Annotated in this window: 25 protein-coding genes; 9 read left to right on the top strand and 16 right to left on the bottom strand. The window is 58.6% G+C overall.

All coding sequences use genetic code 11. The features are described from left to right. Positions 1-164: 164 nt before the first annotated feature. The 8 genes from GTQ41_RS21300 to GTQ41_RS21265 form a co-directional block, all read right to left on the bottom strand. On the bottom strand, positions 165-899 hold the full coding sequence (locus GTQ41_RS21300) for an amino acid ABC transporter ATP-binding protein (RefSeq protein ID WP_042560754.1): 735 nt from the start codon (positions 897-899) through the stop codon (positions 165-167). Beyond that, the gene (locus tag GTQ41_RS21295; protein ID WP_047296216.1) at positions 896-1,567 is read right to left on the bottom strand and encodes an amino acid ABC transporter permease; all 672 of its coding nucleotides are present in this window, start codon (positions 1,565-1,567) and stop codon (positions 896-898) included. Before GTQ41_RS21295 ends, GTQ41_RS21300 begins: the two co-directional genes overlap by 4 nt. Then, on the bottom strand, positions 1,567-2,313 hold the full coding sequence (locus GTQ41_RS21290) for an amino acid ABC transporter permease (protein WP_041068336.1): 747 nt from the start codon (positions 2,311-2,313) through the stop codon (positions 1,567-1,569). The genes GTQ41_RS21295 and GTQ41_RS21290 overlap by 1 nt, the downstream gene beginning before the upstream one ends. Positions 2,314-2,504: 191 nt before the next feature. Further along, positions 2,505-3,431, bottom strand: coding sequence for a glutamate/aspartate ABC transporter substrate-binding protein (locus GTQ41_RS21285; protein ID WP_041068338.1), 927 nt, complete (start codon positions 3,429-3,431; stop codon positions 2,505-2,507). A 491-nt stretch (positions 3,432-3,922) separates the two neighbouring features. Next, positions 3,923-5,458: a glycerol-3-phosphate dehydrogenase gene (glpD, locus tag GTQ41_RS21280; RefSeq protein WP_047296214.1), complete on the bottom strand. Its 1,536-nt coding sequence runs from the start codon at positions 5,456-5,458 to the stop codon at positions 3,923-3,925. 314 nt (positions 5,459-5,772) lie between these two features. Next, positions 5,773-6,528: a DeoR/GlpR family transcriptional regulator gene (locus tag GTQ41_RS21275; RefSeq protein WP_007916700.1), complete on the bottom strand. Its 756-nt coding sequence runs from the start codon at positions 6,526-6,528 to the stop codon at positions 5,773-5,775. A 238-nt stretch (positions 6,529-6,766) separates the two neighbouring features. Beyond that, entirely contained in the window at positions 6,767-8,269 is a 1,503-nt protein-coding gene (gene glpK, locus GTQ41_RS21270) for a glycerol kinase GlpK (protein ID WP_047296213.1), read from the bottom strand. A 78-nt stretch (positions 8,270-8,347) separates the two neighbouring features. Further along, positions 8,348-9,199, bottom strand: a complete 852-nt coding sequence (locus tag GTQ41_RS21265) for an MIP/aquaporin family protein (RefSeq protein WP_047296211.1) — start codon at positions 9,197-9,199, stop codon at positions 8,348-8,350. Between the two features lie 362 nt (positions 9,200-9,561). Here GTQ41_RS21265 and ybaK point away from each other — a divergent pair, with 362 nt between their 5' ends. Together ybaK and GTQ41_RS21255 are read left to right on the top strand one after the other, a co-directional pair. Then, positions 9,562-10,032 carry a Cys-tRNA(Pro) deacylase gene (gene ybaK, locus GTQ41_RS21260; protein WP_047296209.1) on the top strand — a complete coding sequence of 157 codons (471 nt, stop codon included), beginning with the start codon at positions 9,562-9,564 and terminating at the stop codon, positions 10,030-10,032. A 95-nt stretch (positions 10,033-10,127) separates the two neighbouring features. Continuing rightward, on the top strand, positions 10,128-10,910 hold the full coding sequence (locus tag GTQ41_RS21255) for a PhzF family phenazine biosynthesis protein (RefSeq protein ID WP_047296208.1): 783 nt from the start codon (positions 10,128-10,130) through the stop codon (positions 10,908-10,910). A 188-nt stretch (positions 10,911-11,098) separates the two neighbouring features. Here GTQ41_RS21255 and GTQ41_RS21250 read toward each other — a convergent pair whose 3' ends face one another. Together GTQ41_RS21250 and argF are read right to left on the bottom strand one after the other, a co-directional pair. Beyond that, positions 11,099-12,208, bottom strand: a complete 1,110-nt coding sequence (locus GTQ41_RS21250; protein WP_047296206.1) for an ABC transporter ATP-binding protein — start codon at positions 12,206-12,208, stop codon at positions 11,099-11,101. Next, positions 12,205-13,125 (bottom strand): ornithine carbamoyltransferase, encoded by a 921-nt coding sequence (gene argF, locus GTQ41_RS21245; protein WP_047296204.1) that lies wholly within the window; start codon positions 13,123-13,125, stop codon positions 12,205-12,207. Before argF ends, GTQ41_RS21250 begins: the two co-directional genes overlap by 4 nt. Positions 13,126-13,529: 404 nt before the next feature. Between argF and GTQ41_RS21240 the strand changes: the two genes are divergently transcribed. The 3 genes from GTQ41_RS21240 to grxD all read left to right on the top strand — a co-directional run bounded on the left by GTQ41_RS21240 (position 13,530) and on the right by grxD (position 16,502). Continuing rightward, on the top strand, positions 13,530-13,820 hold the full coding sequence (locus tag GTQ41_RS21240; protein ID WP_027612069.1) for a hypothetical protein: 291 nt from the start codon (positions 13,530-13,532) through the stop codon (positions 13,818-13,820). A 137-nt stretch (positions 13,821-13,957) separates the two neighbouring features. Beyond that, positions 13,958-16,063, top strand: coding sequence for a molybdopterin oxidoreductase family protein (locus GTQ41_RS21235; protein WP_047296202.1), 2,106 nt, complete (start codon positions 13,958-13,960; stop codon positions 16,061-16,063). Positions 16,064-16,160: 97 nt separating this feature from the next. After that, on the top strand, positions 16,161-16,502 hold the full coding sequence (gene grxD / locus GTQ41_RS21230; protein WP_003227729.1) for a Grx4 family monothiol glutaredoxin: 342 nt from the start codon (positions 16,161-16,163) through the stop codon (positions 16,500-16,502). A 184-nt stretch (positions 16,503-16,686) separates the two neighbouring features. Here the strand turns inward: grxD and bfr are convergent, their stop codons facing one another. Both bfr and GTQ41_RS21220 read right to left on the bottom strand, forming a co-directional pair. Beyond that, a complete protein-coding gene (gene bfr / locus GTQ41_RS21225) occupies positions 16,687-17,160 on the bottom strand; it encodes a bacterioferritin (RefSeq protein ID WP_007963971.1) in 474 nt (157 codons plus the stop codon). A 200-nt stretch (positions 17,161-17,360) separates the two neighbouring features. Then, on the bottom strand, positions 17,361-17,579 hold the full coding sequence (locus tag GTQ41_RS21220) for a bacterioferritin-associated ferredoxin (protein ID WP_003227725.1): 219 nt from the start codon (positions 17,577-17,579) through the stop codon (positions 17,361-17,363). Between the two features lie 314 nt (positions 17,580-17,893). Between GTQ41_RS21220 and GTQ41_RS21215 the strand changes: the two genes are divergently transcribed. Next, entirely contained in the window at positions 17,894-18,496 is a 603-nt protein-coding gene (locus GTQ41_RS21215; protein WP_007963972.1) for a peroxiredoxin, read from the top strand. 74 nt (positions 18,497-18,570) lie between these two features. Here GTQ41_RS21215 and rnt read toward each other — a convergent pair whose 3' ends face one another. Beyond that, a complete protein-coding gene (gene rnt, locus GTQ41_RS21210; protein ID WP_003227721.1) occupies positions 18,571-19,248 on the bottom strand; it encodes a ribonuclease T in 678 nt (225 codons plus the stop codon). After that, a complete protein-coding gene (pyrC, locus tag GTQ41_RS21205) occupies positions 19,245-20,291 on the bottom strand; it encodes a dihydroorotase (RefSeq protein ID WP_047296199.1) in 1,047 nt (348 codons plus the stop codon). The genes rnt and pyrC overlap by 4 nt, the downstream gene beginning before the upstream one ends. 160 nt (positions 20,292-20,451) lie before the next feature. Here pyrC and GTQ41_RS21200 point away from each other — a divergent pair, with 160 nt between their 5' ends. Both GTQ41_RS21200 and GTQ41_RS21195 read left to right on the top strand, forming a co-directional pair. Then, positions 20,452-21,360, top strand: a complete 909-nt coding sequence (locus tag GTQ41_RS21200) for an OmpA family protein (protein WP_047296197.1) — start codon at positions 20,452-20,454, stop codon at positions 21,358-21,360. Between the two features lie 129 nt (positions 21,361-21,489). Continuing rightward, positions 21,490-22,707 (top strand): argininosuccinate synthase, encoded by a 1,218-nt coding sequence (locus GTQ41_RS21195; protein WP_027612065.1) that lies wholly within the window; start codon positions 21,490-21,492, stop codon positions 22,705-22,707. A 149-nt stretch (positions 22,708-22,856) separates the two neighbouring features. Here GTQ41_RS21195 and GTQ41_RS21190 read toward each other — a convergent pair whose 3' ends face one another. Next, the gene (locus GTQ41_RS21190) at positions 22,857-23,561 is read right to left on the bottom strand and encodes a hypothetical protein (RefSeq protein WP_047296195.1); all 705 of its coding nucleotides are present in this window, start codon (positions 23,559-23,561) and stop codon (positions 22,857-22,859) included. A 496-nt stretch (positions 23,562-24,057) separates the two neighbouring features. Here GTQ41_RS21190 and GTQ41_RS21185 point away from each other — a divergent pair, with 496 nt between their 5' ends. Next, positions 24,058-24,684 (top strand): response regulator transcription factor, encoded by a 627-nt coding sequence (locus GTQ41_RS21185; RefSeq protein WP_003227711.1) that lies wholly within the window; start codon positions 24,058-24,060, stop codon positions 24,682-24,684. A gap of 87 nt (positions 24,685-24,771) precedes the next feature. On the opposite strand, the gene GTQ41_RS21180 is transcribed toward GTQ41_RS21185, so the two are convergent. Next, positions 24,772-24,951, bottom strand: a complete 180-nt coding sequence (locus GTQ41_RS21180; protein ID WP_041068377.1) for a PA3496 family putative envelope integrity protein — start codon at positions 24,949-24,951, stop codon at positions 24,772-24,774. Positions 24,952-25,001: the final 50 nt, after the last annotated feature.

Genomic DNA, 25,001 nt, shown 5'->3' with positions numbered 1-25,001 from the left:
GCGCGGAACCTGTGGCGAGGGGATTTATCCCCGATCGGCTGCGAAGCAGTCGTCAAACCGGCAGATGCGGTTCGAGTTTGAAATGTTGGGGCCGCTTCGCGGCCCATCGGGGATAAATCCCCTCGCCACAAAGCTCCCTCGCCACAGAGTTCAGTGTGTTGCTTTTAGTGCTGCAGGATTTTCTCGAGGAAATGCTGCGCGCGTTCGGAGCGGGCGCTGATGTCGCCGAAAAACTCCTCTTTCGGGCAGTCTTCGATGATCTTGCCGGCATCCATGAAAATCACCCGGTCGGCCACTTTGCGGGCGAAACCCATTTCGTGGGTCACGCACATCATGGTCATGCCTTCCTGGGCCAGTTGCACCATCACGTCGAGCACTTCGTTGACCATTTCCGGATCGAGCGCCGAGGTCGGTTCGTCGAACAGCATGACGATCGGGTCCATCGCCAGCGCGCGGGCAATCGCCACACGCTGCTGCTGACCGCCGGACAGTTGCCCCGGGTGCTTGTGGGCATGCGCCGACAGGCCAACGCGTTCCAGCAGTTGCAGACCTTTTTTGGTCGCTTCTTCTTTGCTGCGGCCCAATACCTTGATCTGCGCAATGGTCAGGTTTTCGGTAATGGTCAGGTGCGGGAACAGCTCGAAATGCTGGAACACCATGCCGACGCGCGAGCGCAGTTTCGGCAGGTTGGTCTTCGGGTCGGCAATCGAGGTGCCATCGACGACGATGTCGCCTTTCTGGAACGGCTCCAGCGCGTTGACGCATTTGATCAGGGTCGACTTGCCCGAGCCCGACGGGCCGCAGACCACGATCACTTCGCCTTTCTTGACCTCGGTGCTGCAATCAGTCAGCACCTGGAAGTCGCCATACCACTTGTTGATGTTCTTGATGGAGATCATACGGCAAACCTTTTTTGCAGACGCTTGACCAGCAGCGAGGCGGAAAAGCTGATGATGAAGTAAACGACACCGGCAAAGATCAGGAACTCGTTGGAACGACCGATGATGTCGCCGCTGGAGCGGGCGGAGTTGAGGAAGTCCACCAGGCCCACGGTGTAGACCAGCGAGGTGTCCTGGAACAGGATGATCGACTGCTGCAGCAGCAACGGGGTCATCTTGCGGAACGCCTGGGGCAGGATGATCAGACGCATGGTCTGGCCATAGGTCATGCCCATCGCTTGTGCAGCGGCCATCTGGCCTTTGGGGATCGACTGCACGCCGGCACGGACGATTTCACAGAAGTACGCGGCTTCGAACATCATGAAGGCCACGACGCAGGACGTGAACGCGCCGATCGGGGTGTCTTCGCCGGTGATCCAGCGCAGCACGAACGGTACCGCCAGGTAGAACCAGGTGATCACCAGCAGCAGCGGGATCGAGCGGAAATAGTTCACATAGGCGCCGGCCACGCGAGACAGCAGTTTGCTGGACGACAGGCGCATCAGCGCGAGGATCGTACCGAGCACGATGCCGCCGACCACGCCCATGAGCATGAGCTTCAAGGTCATGAGCATGCCGTTCCACAGGCCCGGGATCGCGGGGATGATGCCGCTGAAATCGAAGTCCATTATTTACCCCCCACGGAGATCAGGCCGGGCACCGCGACTTTCTTCTCGACCATGCGCATCAGCAGCATCAGGCTCATGTTCAGGGTGAAGTAGATCAGCGTGGCCAGGGTGAACGCTTCAAACAGGTTGGCCGAGAATTCGGCGGTCTGTTTGGTTTGCGCCAGCAGTTCCATCAGGCCGATCAGGGACGCCACGGAGGAGTTCTTGAAGACGTTGAGGAATTCCGAGGTCAGCGGCGGAATGATGATGCGGTAGGCCTGGGGCAGCAGCACGTTCCAGTAGATCTGCGGCAGCTTGAAACCCATGGCGCGGGCGGCGGATTCCTGGCCCCGCGGCAGCGCCTGGATACCGGTGCGCACTTGCTCGCAGACCCGGGCGGCGGTGAACAGGCCCAGGCACACGACGACGCTCAGGTAGGCCGAGGTGGTGGGGTTCAGATCCTGTTTGTACCAGTCCTGCAGGTTCTGCGGCAGCAGGTCGGGCACCAGGAAGTACCAGATGAACAGCTGAACCAGCAGCGGCACGTTGCGAAACAGCTCGACGTAGCACGTCGCGATGCCCGACACGAGGCGGCTCGGCACGGTGCGCATGACCCCCAGAATGGAGCCCAGCAGCAAAGCGATGATCCAGGCCACGACGGCGATGGCAATGGTCCAGCCCAGACCGGAAATGAACCAGTCGAGATACGTCTCGCTGCCCACGCCGGTGGACTTGAAGAACACGCCCCAGTCCCAGTTGTAATTCATTAGGGTCTCCCCTCGAAATCGATCGATGTACAAGCACCCGCTTGGGGAAGATCCTTTCCCGTCCGACGTTGAACGTCGGGCACACGCGATCGGCTCGGAAACCGCCTGGTCGAGTGTTCCACAGTAAAGCCAGCAGGTAGTAACAGGCGTCTGAGGGAGGTTGCTCCCTCAGACGACAGGTTAGTCAGGAATCAGATTTTTACGTCAGGTGCAGGCTTGTCGCTCGGATTGGCGATCAGCTCTTTCACCTTGTCGCTCATCGGGAAGTTGAGGTTCAGGCCTTTCGGTGGGATCGGGCTTTCGAACCACTTGCTGTAGATCTTGTTGATCTCGCCGGACTTGAACAGGCCGACGATGGCGTCATCCACCGCTTTCTTGAACGCCGGGTCGTCTTTACGCACCATGCACGCGTAGGCTTCGAAGGACTGTGGCGTACCGGTGATCACCCAGTCAGTCGGCTTCTTGGCCTTGGCTTCTTCACCGGCCAGCAGGGCGTCGTCCATCATGAAGGCAACGGCGCGGCCGCTTTCCAGCATGTTGAAGGATTCGCCGTGGTCCTTGGCGGAGATGATGTTCATGCCCATCTGCTTGTCGGCGTTCATCGCTTTGATGATGCGCTCGGACGTGGTGCCAGCGGTGGTCACGACGTTTTTGCCCTTGAGATCGGCGAAGTCTTTGTAGGACGGGTTGCCATCCTTGTCTTTCTTGACCAGCAGACGAGTGCCGATTTCGAAGATGTTGACGGTGAAGTCGACCTGTTGGGCGCGTTCGGCGTTGTTGGTAGTAGAGCCGCACTCGATATCCGCGGTGCCGTTCTGGATCAGCGGGATACGGGTTTGCGAGGTCACCAGGTTGTACTTGACCTGCAGGTCTGGCTTGTTCAGGTCTTTTTTCAGGGCTTCAACGATGGCCACTTGAATGTCGTGGGAGTAGCCCACTGGCTTGCCGGAAGCATCCGCGATGTAGGAAAACGGGATGGAGCTGTCGCGGTGAGCGAGGGTGATGGTGCCGGAATCGTTGATTTTCTTCAGGGTGCCGGTGAGTTCGGCGGCGAAAACTGGTGTGCTGATCAGAGCGGCCGCAATGGCTGCGCCCAGGATAGGGGGAACGATGCGCATCAAATTTTCCTCGAATTGTTTTTTTTATGGAGCCAGTTCGTCGGCCCTTTTGTGCTTCGAATGCCTGACGGCTCCTGAAGTGTTGGCACGGCAGGCATTCGTCGAGAGAGTGTAGAGCATGAGTCGTGCCAGACCAGTCGATAGTGGCTAATGGCTTGATTTATAAGGTGATTAAAGTTTTGTGTCGGTGTTTTTCGATGAAACTGATCCGGTTATCCGAATTGACCGGGAGGTCGCGTTCGGAAATCCGAACGATCCTTAATCGCTGCCCTCGTATTGATGATCGCTCGAACCCGCATAACCTTGTAGCGAGGGGATTTATCCCCGATAGGTCGCGAAGCGGCCTTCTTCAGCGCAAAGGCGAGGACCGCTTCGCAGTCCATCGGGGATAAATCCCCTCGCCACAGGGTTAGTGGCAGGCAAAGTAAGTCACGCAGCAAAAAGCCCCTGAATCTCTCAATTCAGGGGCTTTCGCTTAAGCGAGGTTCAATTCACGCAGCTTCAGTCTTGCGGTTCTGCTCGACCTTGCCCAGGTAGGCCGCCAGTTTCTCCTGCTCGGCCGGGGTGGTGAACAGGCCCAGTTTGCTGCGACGCCACAGAATATCGTGCGCCGTGGTCGCCCATTCTTCGCTGCACAGGTAGTCAACCTCACGGGTATAGAGCCCGCCGCCGAGGTGTTCGCCCATGTCGGCCAGCGTTTCTACGCCTTCGAGCATGCGCCAGGTGCGGCTGCCGTAGGTGGTGGCCCAGCGGCGGGCGATTTCGCTCGGGACGAAGTCGAACTTGTCGCGGATCTGTGCGCTCAAGGCTTGCGGGGTGGTCATGTCTTCACCGCCGGGCAGGGTCGCGGTAGCGGTCCAGCTTGGGCGCATCTGGGTGAAGTACGGCATCAACTGGGCCATCGCCGACTCTGCGAGCTTGCGGTAGGTGGTCAGCTTGCCACCGAACACCGACAGCAGTGGTGCCTCTTCACCGCCGCCAGACAGGGCCAGGGTGTAGTCGCGGGTTACGGCCGACGGGTTGTCGGATTCGTCATTGCACAGCGGGCGCACGCCCGAGTAGCTGTGCTGGATGTCGTCGCGACTGATCTGCTTCTTGAAGTGGGCGTTGACCACTTTCAGCAGGTAATCGGTTTCGCCGTCGGTGATTGCCACTTTCGCCGGATCGCCGGTGTACTCACGGTCGGTGGTGCCGATCAGAGTGAAGTGGTTCAGGTACGGAATGGTGAAAACGATGCGCTGATCTTCGTTTTGCAGGATATGCGCGTGATCGCCTTCGTACAGCTTCGGCACAATGATGTGGCTGCCCTGAATCAGGCGAATGCCGTACGGCGATTCCATCTTCAGGTCGTCACGGATGAACTTGGCGACCCATGGACCGGCGGCGTTCACCAGCGCTTTGGCGGTGATCGAAAACAGGCTGCCATCGGCGCGTTCCAGGTTCAGGTGCCACAGGCCCTTGGCGCGGCGGGCGCTGACACAACGGGTCTGGGTGTGAATATGCGCGCCGTGTTCACGGGCAGCCATCGCATTCAACACAACGAGGCGGGCGTCATCGACCCAGCAGTCGGAGTATTCGAAGCCTTTCTTGATTTCGCTTTTCAGTGCGCTGTCGGCGCCGAACTTCAGGCTTTTCGAACCTGGCAGCTTTTCGCGCTTGCCGAGGTTGTCATAAAGGAACAGGCCCGCGCGGATCATCCACGCCGGACGCAGGTGCGGGCGATGCGGCAGCACAAATCGCATCGGCTTGACGATGTGTGGCGCCTTGGCCAGCAGCACTTCGCGCTCGGCCAGCGCTTCACGCACCAGACGAAATTCGTAATGTTCGAGGTAGCGCAGGCCACCGTGGATCAGCTTGCTGCTGGCCGACGAAGTGTGGCTGGCCAGGTCATCCTTTTCGCAAAGGAACACCGAAAGACCGCGACCGGCGGCATCCGCTGCAATCCCCACGCCATTGATCCCGCCGCCAATCACGGCAACATCGTAAATCTCGGCAATCGGGGGCGTACGCAAGGTAGAGGTGGACATCGGCTGGCCTCGGGCTCTTTTGATTTTCTGTCTTGGAAATCGAACATAAATGTTCATTTGCGAAAATGGTAGCCCATAAAGACGCGCGCAGCCAGTCGCCTTCGATTGAAAAAACTCATCGAAGGGCGGCTAAAAGAAAATTTTCGAACATTATTGAGGCAGGGATGCTCTCTGTGGCGAGGGGATTTATCCCCGATGGGCCGCATAGCGGCCCCTCAATGTTGGATATCAGGCACACCGCATTGGGTGGTTTTGGGACTGCTTCGCAGCCCATCGGGGATAAATCCCCTGGCCACAGGGGAATGTCGACGGGGTTAAACGACTTCCAGACGAATCTTGTGCTGGCTCAGCAACTGCGCCAGCGCCGGCACGGGTTGCTGATCGGTCACCAGGCAGTCAATCAGGCTGATCGGACCGAGGCGGATCATCGCGTTACGCCCGAACTTGCTGGAGTCCGCCGCCAGAATCACCTGCCGCGCGTTGGCGATGATCGCTTGCGACACGCGCACTTCCTGATAATCGAAGTCGAGCAGGCTGCCGTCTTCGTCGATGCCGCTGATGCCCACCAGCGCAAAATCGACCTTGAACTGATTGATGAAATCCACACTCGCCTGACCCACCACGCCGCCGTCACGGCGCACGTTGCCGCCGGTCAGCAGCACATCGAAATCATCCTTGGCACTGAGCATCGAGGCGACGTGCAGGTTGTTGGTGATGATCTTCAGATGGTTGTGATTGAGCAGGGCGCGGGCAATCGATTCGGTGGTGGTGCCGATGTTGATGAACAGCGAAGCGTGATCGGGGATCTGCGCGGCGATGGCTTCGCCGATGCGTTGTTTTTCGTCGCGCATCTGATCGGCGCGCATCGCATAGGCGGTGTTTTCGACGCTGGAATCGTAGGCCGCGCCGCCATGGTAGCGACGCAACAGATTGGCTTCCGCGAGCTGATTGATGTCGCGGCGGATGGTTTGCGGGGTGACAACGAACAGCGTGGCCATTTCCTCGATGCTCACATAGCCGCGTTCGCGGACCAGCTCGAGGATTTGCTGCTGACGGGGAGGCAGATTCATGGGGCTTCCTTTGGGCTGCCGTGCAAAATTTGCCCATGATGACGCAGGAATCTCCTCCCGACCAGTTTCCAAACAACGTGAAAGCTACTGCGCTCGGCAATCCTGCGTTAAAAACAGGCTCGGACTGCTCATTTACAAACCCGTAAACTCCGCGTCCTCGCCTGTTTTTGCCTTGTCTTGCCTTCGCTCGCTACGCTTTCACGCTGTTTGGACAGCTTAAGTCAGTCCTCAGACTGGCTTATTCAGCGTCTTCACGCGCCCAGTCGCGGGTGCGGCTGACGGCTTTTTTCCAGCCTTTGTACAGTTTCTCTTTCTCGACTTCGTCCAGGCTCGGTTCGAACTCGCGCTCGATTACCGCTTTGCCGCGCAGTTCTTCCAGGCTGCCCCAGAAACCGCACGCCAGACCGGCCAGATACGCCGCGCCCAGTGCCGTGGTTTCGCGCATTTGCGGGCGCTCGACCTGGGTGCCGAGGATGTCGGCCTGGAACTGCATGAGGAAGTTGTTCGCCACCGCGCCGCCGTCCACGCGCAAGGCCTTGAGGCGTTCACCGGAGTCCTGTTGCATGGCGTCGAGCACATCGCGGGTCTGGTAGGCGATCGATTCCAGCGCGGCGCGGATGATGTGATCCACGCGTACGCCGCGCGTCAGGCCGAACAGTGCGCCACGGGCATACGGGTCCCAGTAGGGAGCGCCCAGACCGGTGAACGCCGGTACCAGGTACACACCGTTGCTGTCCTTCACTTTATTGGCGAAGTATTCGGTGTCATGAGCGTCGTTGACGATCTTCAGTTCATCGCGCAGCCACTGCACGGTCGAGCCACCGTTGAAGACTGCGCCTTCCAGGGCGTAAGCCACTTCGCCACGCGGGCCGCAAGCGATGGTGGTGAGCATGCCGTGCTGCGATTTCACCGCTTTGTCGCCGGTGTTCATCAGCAGGAAGCAGCCAGTGCCGTAGGTGTTTTTTGCCTGGCCCGGCTCGACGCACATCTGGCCGAACAGTGCCGCTTGCTGGTCACCGGCGATCCCGCCGATGGCGATCCCGCTTTTGGTGCGACCGTAGATTTCCGAAGACGCTTTCACTTCCGGAAGCATCTCCCGCGGGATGTCGAGGATTTCCAGCATCTTCGAATCCCATTCCAGCGAGTGGATGTTGAAGAGCATGGTGCGCGAGGCGTTGGTGTAGTCGGTGACGTGCACTTTGCCGCCGGTGAATTTCCAGATCAGCCAGCTGTCGACGGTGCCGAACAGCAGTTCGCCGTTGCGCGCACGTTCGCGGCTGCCTTCGACGTTGTCGAGGATCCACTTCAGTTTGGTGCCGGAGAAGTACGGGTCGGTGACCAGACCGGTGTTGTCGCGGATGTAGTCTTCATGGCCATCGCGCTTGAGCTGCTGGCAGATCTCGGTGCTGCGGCGGCACTGCCAGACGATGGCGTTGTACACCGGACGGCCAGTGGTCTTGTCCCAGACCACGGTGGTTTCACGCTGGTTGGTGATACCGATGGCGGCGACTTGATCGTGATGCAGACCGGCCTGGGCCAGCGCTTCGACCATCACCGCGCTCTGGGTGGCAAAGATTTCCATCGGATCGTGTTCGACCCAACCGGCTTGCGGGTAATGCTGGGCAAATTCGCGCTGGGCGGTGCAGACCACGTTCGCGTCGCGGTCGAAGATGATCGCGCGGGAGCTGGTCGTACCCTGATCGAGGGCAATGATGTAGTTCTTATTCTGAATGTCGGTCATGTCGATTGCCTTGGACGAAATAAGGGAGAGTGGGCCGTGGCGCGGGTTCTAAATGGGCAGGAGCCCGCGCCGACTGTTTCAAGAAGTTCTTGGTTTGCCGTCAATGGCCGGTTCTGCATCCTTTGTAGCAGGTGTGGCGCCGGTCAGGTGACGGGCAATGAGCCCGCGATACCCGGCAGCGCCGAGGCAGGCACCGACAATCGGTGCAAAAATCGGTATCAGGAAGTACGGAATATCGCGGCCGCCAGTGAAGGAAATTTCACCCCAGCCGGCGAAGAAAGTCATCAGTTTCGGACCGAAGTCACGGGCCGGGTTCATCGCAAAACCGGTCAGCGGGCCCATCGAACTGCCGATCACGGCAATCAGAAAACCGATCAGCAGCGGGGCCATCGGGCCTTTCGGCAGACCGTTGTTGTCGTCGGTCAGGGCCATGATCACGCCCATCAGGATTGCGGTGATGATCATCTCGACCAGGAACGCCTGGGCGGTGGACAGCACTGGATTGGGGAACGTCGAGAACACCGAGGCCAATTCGAGGCTGGCGGCGGTGCCACGCACCATGTGATGGGTTTGTTCGTAATCGAAGAATAGATTGCTGTACAGCGTGTAAACCAACAGCGCGCCACAGAAGGCGCCAGCGATCTGCGACAGGATATAGAACGGCAGTTTGCGCTTTTCGAAGTCGGCGAAAATGCTCAGGGCGATACTCACGGCAGGGTTCAGGTGCGCGCCGGAAACACCGGCGGTCAGGTAGATCGCCATGCTCACTCCGACGCCCCAGATGATGCTGATTTCCCACAAGCCGAAGCTGGCGCCCGCGACTTTGAGCGCGGCGACACAGCCGGTGCCGAAAAAGATCAGAAGTGCAGTCCCCAGAAACTCGGCCAGGCATTGGCCGGAAAGCGATGGTTGCTGTAAAGCAGTTGTCATTGAAAACCTCGGTTTTTGTTGTTGTCTGGCGCGTTTGCCGTCAGGGCAAGGCGCGATTTTCCCCGGGGCAGGATCCCCATCCTGTTTCCGGTTTACTGCTGGGTGCTGCGGTGACGATAATTCTTACATTATTCAGATTCGAAAAAATATAGACAAGAAACAAACCTGTCAAAGGTCGAAAGTGAACCATCGGTCACAATTCAACTATCAACCTGCTGAATGGTCCTGCCGATGGCGGCGGCGATAGCCTGGCGGCTCACGCGCAAAGCCCGGAAAACGGGGCTTGCGCTAGAGCCTTTTGCGCTGTGATGACCTAGAATCCGGCGCAGGATTTTTCTGTTGATGCCGAGCCTGGAGCTGCCATGACCCCTGCGTTGGACTTGTTGAAAAAAGTTCGTGCCGAACATCGCGTGCACAGTTACGAACATGACCCAAAGGCTGCGTCCTACGGGCTGGAGGCCGCAGAGAAACTGGCGCTGGAGCCGGCGCAGGTGTTCAAGACGTTGCTCGCTGCCAGCGAAAAAGGTGAATTGCTGGTGGCGGTGGTACCGGTCGTCGGAAGCCTTGATCTCAAGGGGCTGGCTCACGCGGCGGGCGTGAAGAAAGTCGAAATGGCTGACCCGGCGGCGGCGCAGCGCTCCACCGGTTACCTGCTGGGCGGGATCAGTCCGCTGGGGCAGAAGAAGCGTCTGCGCACCTTCATCGATAACTCGGCTCAGGGTTTTGCGACTATTTATGTCAGTGCTGGCCGACGCGGCCTGGAGGTCGAGTTGGCGCCCGCCGTACTCGCCGAGCACACCCAGGGCAAATTTGCCGACATCGGTCGGGTGTAACGCTGAATTCTGTATGAAGAAAATTGGCCGGTTCTGTCACTGGCGCTGATCCGGCCAGCGCCGCATGCTCTGCCGACGGACTTAGGGAGAAGGTTATGCAGCTTGAGTTTCATCAGGTCGACGCGTTCAGTGATCGACCGTTCAGTGGCAATCCGGCGATGGTGTATCGGCTCGACGCATGGCTTGCGGATGAGTTGATGCAGAAGATCGCCGCCGAACACAATCTGGCGGAAACCGCGTTCGTGGTGCGCGAAGGCGCCGCGTGGCACATCCGCTGGTTCACTCCGACTACCGAAGTGCCGTTGTGCGGGCATGCGACGCTGGCCAGTGCCTACGTGTTGTTCGAGGTCTACAAGGAAAACGTCGAGCGTCTGGACTTCACCTGCAAGTCCGGGCCGTTGAGCGTCAGCCGCGAAGGCGATCGCCTGTGGCTGGACTTTCCGTCGATCGTGCCATCAGCGATTGGCGTGACGCTGGATGTCGAGCGGGCGCTGGGTGTCGAGGCGGTGGATGTGCTCGGTTCCAACGAGTTGTTCGTGGTACTGGAGTCGGAGCAGGCAGTGCTCGACTGCACACCGGACATGGTCGCGCTGGCGAAACTGCCGTGGCTTGGCGCCATCGTGACAGCGCGCGGCAATCAGCATGATTTTGTCTCGCGTTATTTCGCCCCGGCAATCGGCATCAACGAAGATCCGGTGACCGGCTCGACGCATTGCAGCCTGATTCCGTACTGGTCGAAACGTATGGGCAAATCCAGCTTGACCGCGTGCCAGCGTTCGGCGCGGGGCGGGGAGTTGTTCTGTCGGCTGGAGGGGGAGCGGGTGAAGATCGGCGGCAATGCGACGCTGGTTGCCAGCGGCACGCTGATCCTCGGTTAACGCAAAACTTTGTTGGAGTGAGCCTTTGTAGTGAGGGGATTTATCCCCGATGGACTGAGCAGCAGCCCCAAACCATTACTTGCACAGTGCCAGGCACTCCGCGGTGCAGGCTAAAGGGCCGCTTCGCGCCCCATCGGGGATAAATCCCCTCACCACAAAAAACCTCCACACTCCGATGTTCTGTTTGATCAGAGGGCGGTGCTGTAGCGGCGGACGCCGTTTTCCACTGCCGGGATTTGTGCGGCGGTGCTGCCCGATGCCTGGAACAGGACCAGGTGTTCTGCAGCAACCCGGATCCCGACATCCGCGCCCACCTGATGGTCGGCATGGCTGGGGAAGATCGATTCCAGCTGCGCGCCGGTCGGCAGTTGCAGGCGATACAGGGTCGAGGCACCGAGGAAGGTCTTGCCGACAATGCGTGCTTTCAACCCACTGTCCGGCGCATAAACGATGTCATCCGGACGCAGCAACACATCCACCGCGCCGCCCACTGGCCAGGTATAGGCCCGGTTGCCGCGCAGTTCGCCGAGTTCGGTCTGCACCGATTCCGGGCTGCCGAGCTGGCCGCGAATGAAATAACCCTGACCAATGAAACTGGCTACAAACGGCGTCGCCGGCTCGTGGTAGAGATTGTAGGGTGTGTCCCACTGTTCCAGCCGACCTTCCTTGAATACGCCAACGTGATCGCTCACGGCGAAGGCTTCTTCCTGGTCGTGGGTCACTAGAATCGCACTGGTGCCACGGGCCTTGAGAATGTCGCGCACTTCGTGGCTGAGCTTGCGCCGCAGTTCGCCATCGAGGTTGGAGAACGGTTCGTCGAGCAGCAGCAGTTGCGGTTCCGGCGCCAGGGCGCGGGCGAGGGCGACGCGTTGTTGCTGGCCGCCGGAGAGCTCGTGCGGGAAGCGTTTGCCGAGGTTCTTCAGGTTGACCAGTTCCAGCAGCTCTTCGGTAACGCGCGCCTTGTTCGGGTGCTTGCGGATGCCGAAGGCGATGTTGTCCGCGACGCTGAGGTGCGGGAACAGTGCGTAGTCCTGGAACACCATGCCGATTCGGCGTTTCTCCGGGGCCAGAGTGAAACCGGCGCTGGAAATGGTTTCGCCGCCCAGAGTGATTTCCCCTTCGTGCACCGGTTCAAAACCGGCAATCGCGCGCAGGGTGGTGGTCTTGCCGCAGCCCGACGAGCCGAGCAGGCAGCCGATGTCGCCGGCGTTGAGGTGCAGATTGAGGTTCTGCACCACGCGTTGATCTTGGTAGCCGCAAGCGAGGTTGCGCAGGTTCAGCAGTAATTCATGACTCATGCGTGGTGATATGCCGGTTCGACGAGGAACTCGAGCAGGGCCTTCTGTGCGTGGAGACGGTTTTCTGCCTGATCCCAGGCAACGGAGCGCGGGTCATCGAGCAGGTCGAGGCTGATTTCTTCACCGCGGTGCGCTGGCAGGCAGTGCATGAACAGCACATCTTCAGCCGCCAGATCGAGCAGGGCGCGGGTCACCTGGAACGGTGCAAACAGCTTCAGGCGCTTGGCAGTTTCCTCTTCCTGACCCATCGAAGTCCAGACGTCAGTGCTCACCAGGTGCGCACCGCGCACAGCGTCTTGCGGATCACGGACGATGGTCACGCGATCGCCGGCGCGGGCGACGAACTCAGGATTGGGCTCGTAGCCTTGCGGGCAGGCAACGCGCAACTGGAAGTCGAACTGGATCGCCGCTTCTATATAGCTGTTGCACATGTTGTTGCCGTCGCCGATCCACGCCACGGTCTTGCCCTGAATCGAGCCACGGTGTTCGAGGAAGGTCTGCATGTCGGCCAGCAACTGGCACGGGTGCAGGTCATCGGACAGGCCGTTGATCACCGGCACGCGCGAGTTGGCGGCGAATTCGGTCAGGGTGCTGTGGGCAAAGGTACGGATCATCACCGCATCGAGCATGCTCGACATGACGATGGCGCAGTCGCCAATCGGTTCGCCACGGCCCAGTTGGGTGTCACGCGGCGACAGGAAGATCGCCTGGCCACCGAGCTGGATCATGCCGGCCTCGAAGGAGATCCGGGTACGGGTCGAGGATTTCTCGAAGATCATCCCCAGGACGCGGTTTTTCAGCGGCTCGAACAGTACGCCGCGGTTACGCAGGTCCTTGAGCTCAACGCCTCGACGGATCACGCTGACCAGCTCTTCGGGCGTGCAATCCATCAGGGAGAGAAAGTGCCTTGCGCTCATCATTGACTACCTTTTTGTTACAAACCGCAGATGCTCAAAGCCTTGTTTAACGGAACAACGGACGAGACCTGCGGCGTAAGCCGCACGGGGCGACGAAATAGGGGAAGGCGCGATATTGACACTAAATGTCGCGTTACGCCAATAGGCTACGGATTTTGCGGGACTCGGAGGATGTTTCGTATCTTGCTGGCGGACATATGAAGACCGGTTCAAGGCCGCAGCGAGGCTCTTTGTACACCGGCCTTGCAGGGCTTGGCAATCGAGTGTGGCGGGGATCGAGTCGCCTGAGTCGGTTTACGACCGTGGCGCCATGCCATCACTTGGTCGGATGCTCGGACTGAAACATTTGCTAAAGCAAAGTGCTGGGTTATAAATAAGTTTCGAGCGACGCAGGAAGCCTCCGCATGGAATCGAAAGAAAAACTGTTAATGGAACTGCTGGGTCACACGGCTCGCTCATTGACCCATCTCACCGCGTCGGTGACTTCAATGTCCTTCGAACTGCTGCGCAGCGAAGACGAAGTGGTCAAGACCGCCGGCCGTCACATGATCGATCGCATGGCGACCATCAGTGCCGGGCTCGACGAGCACTGGCGACTGATCGGCGAACTCACCGGCGTGCACGTCGCCCACGAGCAGATCGAAACCATTCAGGAAATTCAGCTGGCCGCGCCGCCGCAGCTGCCGTCGAATTGATCATGGCGGCTTATCGGCTCGCCTGATAACCGTCGATTCACAGGACAAACGTCGCTGGCGCAGGATCTGCGCGGGGGCCATAGTTTTGTTCCCGCAGGCATGCCCGTTGCCTGCCCAGAACAAGACAGAGACTGGCCATGACCAAGACTCTCCATCACCGTGCCTGCCACCTGTGTGAAGCCATTTGCGGCCTGACCATCGAGACCACCGAAACCGATGGCAACGTTGCGATCACCTCGATCAAGGGTGACGCGCTCGACACCTTCAGTCGCGGGCACATCTGCCCCAAGGCCGTGGCCCTGCAAGACATCCAGAATGACCCCGATCGCCTGCGTCAGCCGATGCGCCGGGTCGGCAGCGAATGGCTGCCGATCGAGTGGGACGAGGCCTTTGCACTGGTGGCCGAGCGTCTGGCGACGATTCAGGAGCGTCACGGGCAGAATGCGGTGGCGGTCTACCAGGGCAACCCGAGCGTGCACAACTATGGGCTGATGACTCACAGCAACTACTTTCTCGGCCTGCTGAAGACGCGCAATCGCTTCTCGGCGACTTCGGTCGATCAGTTGCCGCATCACCTGAGCAGTTACCTGATGTACGGCCATGGCTTGCTGCTGCCGATCCCGGACATCGATCACACCGATTTCATGTTGATCCTCGGCGGCAACCCGCTGGCGTCCAACGGCAGCATCATGACCGTGCCGGATGTCGAGAAACGCCTGAAGGCGATTCAGGCCCGCGGCGGCAAAGTGGTGGTGGTCGATCCACGGCGCAGCGAAACGGCGGCCATCGCCGATCAGCACCTGTTCGTGCGGCCCGGTGGCGACGCGGCGTTGTTGTTCGGGGTGCTCAACACCTTGTTCAGCGAAGGCCTGACCCGTGACAGCCACTTGCCGGTTGATGGCCTTGATGAAGTGCGCGCAGCCGTCGCAACCTTCACCGCCGAAGCCATGAGTCCGCTGTGTGCGGTGCCGGCCGAGCAGATCCGCCAACTGGCGCGGGATTTCGCTGCCGCCTCGAGTGCGGTGTGCTACGGGCGTATGGGCGTTTCGACCCAGGCGTTCGGCACCTTGTGTCATTGGGTGGTGCAGTTGATCAATCTGGTCACCGGCAACCTTGACCGGGTGGGCGGCGCGTTGTGCACCGAGCCGGCGGTGGATCTGGTGGCGTCGACCTCGGGCGGGCATTTCAACAAATGGCAGAGCCGGGTGTCCGGACGGCCCGAATACGGCGGCGAACTGCCGGTGTCGGCGCTGGCCGAAGAGATGCTCACCGAAGGCGAAGGGCAGATTCGCGCGCTGATCACGGTGGCCGGCAATCCGGTGTTGTCGACGCCCAACGGCCGGCAACTGGAGCAGGCGCTGGACGGTCTGGAGTTCATGCTCAGCATCGACCTGTACATCAACGAAACCACGCGTTACGCCGACCTGATCCTGCCGTCGACCTCGGCGCTGGAGAACGATCACTACGACACTACGTTCAACCTGTTCGCGGTGCGCAACGTCACTCGCTTCAACCGGGCGATTCTCGCCAAGCCCGAGGGGGCGTTGCACGATTGGGAGATCTTCGTCGGCCTGGCCAAAGCCTTTGCCGAAAAGACCGGCAAGGAACTGAAGCCGACCCTGCCGCCGGCGAAGATGATCGATATGGGCCTGCGCATGGGGCTGTATGGCGATACGTCCGATCGGAAGCTGTCGTTGGCGACATTGTTCGATCATCCGCACGGGATTGATCTTGGGGCGTTGAAACCGAATCTTGCCGCCCGCCTCAAGACGCCAGATCAACGGGTGCAGGCTGCGCCGCCGGAGATCCTCGCTGATCTCGCACGCTTTGCGGCCTTGCAGGCACCGGCAGCCGATGAGCTGTTGATGATCGGCCGGCGCCATGTGCGCAGCAACAATTCGTGGATGCACAATTACCATCGTCTGGTGAAGGGCAAGCCGCGTCATCAACTGCTGATGCACCCGGACGATCTGGCGAGTCGCGGACTCGACGACGGGCAATTGGTGCGCGTCAGTTCGCGGGTCGGACAGATCGAAGTGGAGGTGCTCGGCAGCCTGGACATGATGAAAGGCGTGGTCAGCCTGCCCCATGGCTGGGGGCACGCGCGCCCGGGCGTGCAGATGGCGATTGCCAGTGGTCAGCCGGGGTCGAGCGCCAACGACCTGACCGATGAATGCCAGCTCGACGAGCTGTCGGGCAACGCGGCGCTCAATGGCGTACCGGTGACGGTGGTGGCGGCTTGAATATGCCTGTCGGGGAGACCGAGCAGCGCGCTCGGGATTCCGTTACAATGCGTCACCGTGCCGACCCATGAGTCGGAAAGTTCAGCCGAGGTGCTCCATGGATATCATCGAAACGATTAAAGAGCAGATTGCCAACAACACCATTCTGCTTTACATGAAAGGCTCGCCGAATGCCCCACAGTGTGGCTTTTCCGCGAAAGCTGCGCAGGCTGTAATGGGCTGTGGCGAGAAGTTCGCCTACGTCGACATCCTGCAGAACCCGGAAATCCGTGCCAATCTGCCAAAGTACGCCAACTGGCCGACTTTCCCGCAACTGTGGGTTGGCGGTGAACTGGTCGGCGGCAGCGACATCATGGCTGAAATGTTCGCCAACGGTGAGCTGCAGACTCTGGTCAAGGAAGCATCGGCCAAGGCGGCTGCGGCCAAGTCCGAAGCCTGATCCGGCTTTCACTCGGCACATGCTTCTGCTGTAGGAGCTGTCGAGTGAAACGAGGCTGCGATCTTTTGATCTTCAGCCAATAAAAAGCCCCGCACCTCGAAAGAGGGCGGGGCTTTTTAGTGCGCTGGAAAAGTTAACGCGAGTTGCCGGTGCAATCTGAAAAGATCGCAGCCTGCGGCAGCTCCTACTCTTCGCCCATCTGCGATTGCAGATAGTTCTCGAGACCGACTTTATCGATCAGGCCCAGTTGGGTTTCCAGCCAGTCGATATGCTCTTCTTCGGATTCGAGAATGTCTTCAAGCAGTTCACGGCTGCCGAAGTCGCCAACCGATTCGCAATGGGCGATGGCGGCTTTCAGGTCGGCGTGGCCGGTCTTCTCGATGCGCAGGTCACACTCCAGCATTTCCCGGGTATGCTCGCCGATGTGCAGCTTGCCCAGGTCCTGCACGTTTGGCAGTCCTTCGAGGAACAGGATGCGCTTGATCAGCTTGTCCGCGTGTTTCATCTCATCGATGGATTCGTGGTACTCGTGCTTGCCCAGCTTGTTCAGGCCCCAATCTTCATACATGCGGGCATGCAGGAAGTACTGATTGATCGCGACCAGCTCATTGGCAAGGATCTTGTTGAGATGCTGGATGACTGTAATGTCGCCTTTCATGATGGGAGTCCTGCCCTGTAATAGCTGTATATAAGGCGGAGTTTGAGCCGGGTATTTATAAGTGTCAAACCTAAGTTATTGAATAATAAATGAAATTAAATCTGAATAAGAATGTTTGTGTTCCGCGTCTGGCACCTAAGCACTTGATTTGCGGACATAAAAAAACCGGACATAAGTCCGGTTCTTCGAAATCTGGGTAATTACGCAGCTGTAAATTCTACCGGATAGGGGATCGCAGCCTGAGCGGTTTGCAGCTTGGTCAGGGTTTCGCGAACCACTTCCTTGGCCAGGCAGGCACATTTGCCGCATTGACTGGCGACGCCGGTGGCCTGGCGGACTTCTTTATAGCTGCAGCAACCTTCATAGATCGCTTCGCGGATCTGTCCGTCGGTGACGCCAGTGCAGAGGCAAACATACATAAGTGAGAACCGTCGCTGGTTGTGACTCAATTGCGATGGATCTTAATGTTAACGAGAATGATTGTCAAAGTGCTTTCTGAATGGTTTTCGATCGAAAGGCGGGTCACTGACGAACGGTGATTAATGGCGAATTGCCTGGCCCCGAAAATGCGGGTCCGTTACCTGCATTGGGCAAAAAACCGTTAAGGACAGGCGAAAAACGCAGTGTATGATGGTCAGCCCTTGCGAAGAGGGTTCGTGTCACAGGGCTGTCGCCTAAGGGTGGCAGGCTGGCCCGGACCCTGAACTTCAAAGTTATTCACCAGGAGATATCCATGAGCGTACTCGTAGGCAAACAAGCCCCTGACTTCACCGTCCCGGCCGTACTCGGCAATGGCGAGATCGTTGACAGCTTCACCCTGTCCTCGGCCATCAAAGGCAAATACGGCCTGGTGTTCTTCTACCCGCTGGACTTCACCTTCGTCTGCCCGTCCGAGCTGATCGCTCTGGACAACCGCATGGCTGACTTCAAGGCGCGCAATGTGGAAGTGGTCGCCGTGTCGATCGACTCGCACTTCACCCACAACGCCTGGCGCAACACTCCGGTCAACAACGGCGGCATCGGCCAGGTGAAATACACCATGGCTGCCGACATGAAGCACGAAATCGCCAAGGCCTACGACGTTGAATCCGAAGGCGGCGTGGCTTTCCGTGGCGCGTTCCTGATCGACGACAAGGGTGTCGTCCGTTCGCAGATCATCAACGACCTGCCGCTGGGTCGTAACATGGAAGAGCTGATCCGTCTGGTCGACGCTCTGCAATTCCACGAAGAGCACGGCGAAGTTTGCCCTGCCAACTGGAAGAAAGGCGACAAAGGCATGAACGCTTCGCCAGAAGGCGTCGCGGCTTACCTGACCGAGAACGCTGCTGCCCTGTAAGGCGCAACGTCGAGGTACAAAAAAACCGGCCCAAGTGGCCGGTTTTTTCATGCGCAGGAAATACCCGACGAGGATCAGTCGTCGAAGTCTTCCCAGCCGCCCATCTGCTTCCAGCGGTTGACGATGCCGCAGAACAGCTCGGCGGTCTTCTCGGTGTCGTAACGCGCCGAATGCGCTTCACGGCCATCGAAGTCGATGTCGGCGGCCTGACAGGCTTTCGCCAGAACGGTTTGCCCGTAAGCCAGGCCGGCCAGCGTCGCGGTGTCGAAGCTGGAGAACGGATGGAACGGGTTGCGCTTCATGTCCAGACGCGCCACGGCGGCATTCAGGAAGCCCAGATCAAAACTGCTGTTGTGGCCGACCAGGATCGCCCGTTTGCAGCCGTTGGCTTTCAGTGCCTTGCGCACGCCACGGAAGATGTCGGTCAGCGCGGTTTCTTCGCTGACCGCCATGCGCAGCGGGTGATCGAGCTTGATCCCGGTGAATTCCAGCGCGGCTGCTTCAATGTTTGCGCCTTCGAATGGCTCGACGCGGAAGAAGTAGGTGTGGTCCGGGTAAACGAAACCCTTTTCATCCATGGCGATGGTGGTCGCAGCAATCTCCAGCAGAGCGTCGGTGGCCGAGTTGAAGCCACCGGTCTCTACGTCGACGACAACCGGCAGGTAGCCGCGAAAACGCGCTGCCATTGGATGGCGGGAACCGCCGCCGCCACCTTGACCGTCCAGTTCGTCGTCGAAATGGTCTTCACTCACGCGTGTTCCTCCAGCAGGCGCCAGCGCAGTTTTTCACCGGCGCGCAGCGGGATAACGTTCAGCTCGCCGAATGGCAGGCTGGTCGGGGCGGTCCATTCTTCACGAACCAGGGTGATGCGATCGGTGTTGGCCGGCAGACCGTAGAAGCGCGGGCCGTTGAGGCTGGCAAACGCTTCGAGCTTGTCCAGCGCATTACGCTGTTCGAACGCTTCGGCATACAGCTCGATGGCGGCGTACGCGGTGTAGCAGCCGGCGCAGCCGCAGGCGGCTTCCTTGGCGTGCTGGGCGTGCGGCGCCGAATCGGTGCCGAGGAAGAACTTCGCGCTGCCGCTGGTGGCGGCGTCGAGCAGGGCTTCCTGATGGGTATTGCGCTTGAGGATCGGCAGGCAGTAGAAGTGCGGCCGGATCCCGCCCACCAGCATGTGGTTGCGGTTGTACAGCAGGTGATGCGCGGTGATGGTCGCGCCAACGTTGGCCGAGGCTTCGTTGACAAACTGCACGGCGTCGCCGGTGGTGATGTGTTCGAACACCACTTTGAGCGTCGGGAAACGCTCGACCACACGGCGCATGTGTTCATCGATGAAAATCTTTTCGCGGTCGAAGACATCGACATCGCCACGGGTGACTTCGCCGTGGATCAGCAGCGGCATGCCGACTTCGGCCATGGCTTCCAGCGCCGGGAAGATCTTGTCGATGCTGGTCACTCCGGAATCGGAGTTGGTGGTGGCGCCAGCCGGATACAGCTTGGCAGCGTGCACGAAACCGCTGGCCTTGGCCTCACGAATTTCTTCGGGCTGGGTGCGGTCGGTGAGGTACAGCACCATCAGCGGTTCGAAACGACTGCCGGCCGGGCGGGCAGCGAGAATCCGCTGGCGATAGCCATCGGCTTCAGCGGCGTTGCGCACCGGTGGTACCAGGTTGGGCATGATGATGGCGCGGCCAAAGGTGCGCGCCACATCGGCAACGGTATTGGTCAACACGGCACCATCGCGAAGATGAATGTGCCAGTCGTCGGGACGCAGCAGGGTCAGGCGGTCGGACATGAGGGGATTCCAGGCGGGTCAAACTGAGGGGAATGCTACCGGAAAAGACTCTTGCAGGCACTCGCTATCAAGTTTTGCCGGAACCTTCCGATAGCCCGTAGGTATGCCGTAAACATAGTGTGAATCGGTCTTTGTGTGACAGAAGCCAATGGAGCCTCCCGTGCGCCAGCGATATTTAGCCTTGCTCAGTGTGTTTGCCAGCCTCCCCGCGATGGCGCTCACCTACCAGACGCGTCTGGAGAACATTGAGTGGACGGTCGAGGGCGACAAGTTCGAGTGCCGTCTGACCCAGCCGATCACCGATTTCGGCTCGGGCCAGTTCGTGCGCAAGGCCGGCGAGCAGGCGATCTTTCGTCTCAATGCCTACAACGCCATGCTGGGCGGCGGTTCGGCGACGTTGCTCGCGGCGGCCGCGCCCTGGCAGCCGGGGCGCAACGACATCAATCTGGGCAGCGTCAGGATCGGCACCGGCAACGTGCTGTTCAACAGTTCGCAATCCCAGGCCGGCGGACTGATCAGCGGTTTGCTCGACGGTCGCAGTCCGGTGGTGCGTCGTGCGTCCAGCGATGGCCGGGTTTCTGAAGTGCGTCTGTTGCCGGTGAAGTTCAGCAAGGCGTTCAACGAATACCAGACCTGCGTGGCGAAGCTGCTGCCGCAGAATTTCGATCAGGTCAAACACTCGCAGATAGGCTTTCCTGGCGAAGGCACCGATCTGGATGCCGACGCCAAGGCCAGGCTGCAGGTGATGCTCGAGTTCATGAAGGCCGACCCGACGGTCAATCACATCGAACTGGATGGCTATTCCGACAACAGCGGTAATCGCCTCACCAATCGTGAACTGTCACGCCGGCGCGCGCTGGCGGTGGTCGACTTCTTCAAGGCCAACGGCATCGCCGAATCGCAGATCACCGTGCGCTTCCATGGCGAGCAGTACCCGCTGGTGCCGAACAACAATGCGGCTAACCGGGCGAAGAATCGCCGGGTCAGCGTGAAGCTTGCACGAGTGGCGCCGACCACCGCGCCAGCGCCGCAAGCCAGCACACCCGCCAATGCTGCGGCGACTTCCTGACCCGCCGGTCATCGTCGCGCTCTCGACAGATTCTGTCGCTTTGTCGTCTTAAGCTGTCGCGCCTCTGTAAATTATCGGATTTGAGCGGTAGACTCCTCGGCTTTCCGTAGAACCCCGTGGAGTGATGGCATGGCGGACGTAAACAAGGTCGTTCTGGCGTATTCCGGCGGCCTGGACACTTCGGTGATCCTCAAGTGGCTGCAGGATACTTATAACTGTGAAGTGGTGACTTTCACCGCTGACCTGGGTCAGGGCGAAGAGGTCGAGCCGGCTCGCGCCAAGGCTCAGGCCATGGGCGTCAAAGAAATCTACATTGACGACCTGCGCGAAGAATTCGTGCGTGACTTCGTGTTCCCGATGTTCCGCGCCAACACCGTTTACGAAGGCGAGTACCTGCTGGGTACTTCCATCGCACGTCCGCTGATTGCCAAGCGCCTGATCGAAATCGCCAACGAAACCGGCGCCGACGCCATTTCCCATGGCGCCACCGGCAAGGGCAACGACCAGGTGCGTTTCGAACTGGGTGCCTACGCCCTCAAGCCAGGCGTGAAAGTGATCGCGCCATGGCGTGAGTGGGACCTGCTGTCGCGCGAGAAGCTGATGGACTACGCCGAGAAGCACGCGATCCCGATCGAGCGTCACGGCAAGAAGAAGTCCCCGTACTCGATGGACGCCAACCTGCTGCACATCTCCTACGAAGGCGGCGTGCTGGAAGACACCTGGACCGAGCACGAAGAAGACATGTGGCGCTGGACCGTCTCCCCGGAGAAGGCTCCCGACACCCCGCAATACCTGGAACTGACCTACCGCAACGGCGACATCGTTGCCCTCGACGGCGTCGAAATGACCCCGGCCACCGTATTGGCGACACTGAACAAGATCGGTGGTGCTCACGGCATCGGCCGTCTCGACATCGTGGAAAACCGCTATGTCGGCATGAAGTCCCGTGGTTGCTACGAAACCCCGGGCGGCACGATCATGCTGCGTGCACATCGCGCCATCGAATCGATCACTCTGGACCGCGAAGTCGCTCACCTCAAAGACGAGCTGATGCCGAAATACGCCAGCCTGATCTACACCGGTTACTGGTGGAGCCCGGAGCGTCTGATGCTGCAACAGATGATCGACGCTTCGCAGGTCAACGTGAACGGTGTGGTTCGTCTGAAGCTGTACAAAGGCAACGTGATCGTCACCGGTCGCAAGTCCGACGATTCGCTGTTCGACGCCAATATCGCGACCTTCGAAGAAGACGGCGGCGCTTACAACCAGGCTGACGCGGCGGGCTTCATCAAGCTTAACGCGCTGCGCATGCGCATTGCAGCCAACAAGGGCCGCAAGCTGTTTTAAGTCACGCAGGCCTGTATGAAAAATGGCGGCTTGTCTCTGGACAATGCCGCCATTTTTTTGTGCTCGTCTGGCGCTCTCCTGGATTGTCTGTCGCTACGGCCCATTCCGGGGTTTTCTTGAATACCCATTTCAGGCATCTGCCTTGCGTTTCATAGTTCTCTCAGAACCGTAGTGCTTTGCGTACTCACGTTATAGGCGACAAAGAGTTTCGCACCGCCGCTTTTCTTCGACTGTCTGATAAGGCTGAGCGTCCTTTGCTTGAGCAAAACTTCGGATACGGGATCGGTCAAAAACAGCACTGCCTTGGTTGATTGCTTGCTCAGGCGCGGAAAGTGTTCGACCAGAATATTGAACGCCTGTGAATTGTTCATCGGACGTACATCTATGGCACGCAACGTGCCCACGGGTTTAGGGAACTGAATGTTGTGTTCAATCCACGGTTCCTCCGGGCAGGCTATTTCAGCAGACCGATGGGAGTGCGTCTGGTCAGTACCTTGTTTTGGTAGCGTTCGTTCTGGCTTATTCGAATTTGATTTCTTGCCGCTTGCAATTGAAGTGTCTGTCGGAGACAAATCAGGGGTGCTCTCGGTGGTCTTGAGTTCCTCAAAGGTTTTTAGAAAGCTGTCATCTTTCTCGAAATCCGAGGGGGCGTACAGAGAGCGGTAGTTGAAGTTCAGTGTTAGAAAAAACAGCAGCAACAAGTAAAACGGGAAGCTGATCAGAAACCAGACATAGACCTCCCTTTCGTTGTTATCTAAAAAAGGCAAGGAAATGGCGGCTGATGATTCGGAAATAAATGCAAATATCGCAATTATAGTCATGGGGTTGGTTATCTTTTTTCTGACTTTTATCATGGGAAGTGCTCATTAAATGTGTGTTTCCGATAGGTGGAGTGGTTGGGTGTGGGTTGAAGTTTATGCTTGAGGCTATTTTTATATTAAAGAAAATCAGTTGGGTAGAAGTATCTTGTTTCAGACATTGATTGTTAAAGTGCTTTGAATGGTTTGTATGTTGTTTTTTACAATTGGTCATCTGCCAAGTGCCGATGGCGGGTGAGTCACAGGTATTCGTCGAACAGGAATATTCTGTCTGCATTCGATGAGCAACTTGCTCTGAAAGCGAGTGCGCAAGGGCTTCAGGGCGTAGTATTTTTCACGTCGGTGCAGGGGGTGGAAAAACAATCGTGTCATGGAAATAGTGCGTCAGTGGGTTTTTTTGTAGGAATAGTCTTTATTTGTTGTAGGGAATGTCTTTCGCTGGGAGTGCAATGGAACTCTCTTGTGCCATGTCGGAAGTGACTGGGCTATTGTGCGTGCTCTAAAAATTCGAACAGCGAAACTGGACTTGCCCATGAATAAAGTGCTGATCGTGGATGATCATCCCGTCATTCGTCTTGCTGTGCGTATGCTGATGGAACGTCATGGCTACGAAGTCATTGCAGAAACGGATAACGGTGTAGATGCTTTGCAACTTGCGCGTGAACAGATGCCGGACATCGTTATCCTGGATATTGGAATACCGAAGCTCGATGGTCTTGAAGTTATTGCGCGCCTGAACTCGACACCGATGCCCCTGAAAGTATTGGTGTTGACTTCCCAGGCCCCAGGGCATTTTTCAATGCGCTGCATGCAATCGGGGGCGGCAGGGTATGTCTGTAAACAGCAGGATCTGACGGAGCTGCTCAGTGCGATCAAAGCCGTACTGTCCGGATACAGTTATTTTCCCAATCAGGCCCTGCATACCGTACGTACCAGCCTCGGTAATGCCAGCGAGGCCGATATGGTAGACCGCCTGTCAGGGCGGGAGATGATGGTGTTGCAGCAGTTGGCGCGGGGTAAAACGAACAAGGAAATCGCCGATGGCATGTTTCTCAGCAACAAGACGGTCAGCACTTACAAGACCCGCCTGCTATTGAAACTCAATGCCCGGTCGTTGGTGGATCTGATTGAACTGGCGCAACGCAACGGGCTTGTCTGATGCTCCTGAAGCCCGAGGCAGCGTGGGCCGCACCGTGTCAGATGCTGCAGAAAGTAAAAAGCCTCCGGTCAGGGAGGCTTTCAAGTGTCAAAGATCAAAATCGTAGTCGGCCAATTGCTTTTGCAGTCGGCGCTCCTCAAGCAGGTTGTCGATGGTGCGGCGTTTGCTCAGATTGGTCTTGGCGACTTCGACCACCGGTTCGGCGTCGTCGGTTTCTACAGCGGTGAAATCGTCATCTACATCCAGTTGTTCTTTGCTGTCAGTCATAAGGTGAACTCCAGGCTAAGACTGCCTTTGGCGCTCCTTATATCGATATT

Source organism: Pseudomonas sp. AN-B15 (assembly GCF_019056475.1).
In the GTDB taxonomy this organism is placed as follows: Bacteria; Pseudomonadota; Gammaproteobacteria; order Pseudomonadales; family Pseudomonadaceae; genus Aquipseudomonas; species Aquipseudomonas parakoreensis.
Note: the sequence above shows the minus strand (reverse complement) of the source record. Positions and strands in the feature narration are given on the sequence as shown.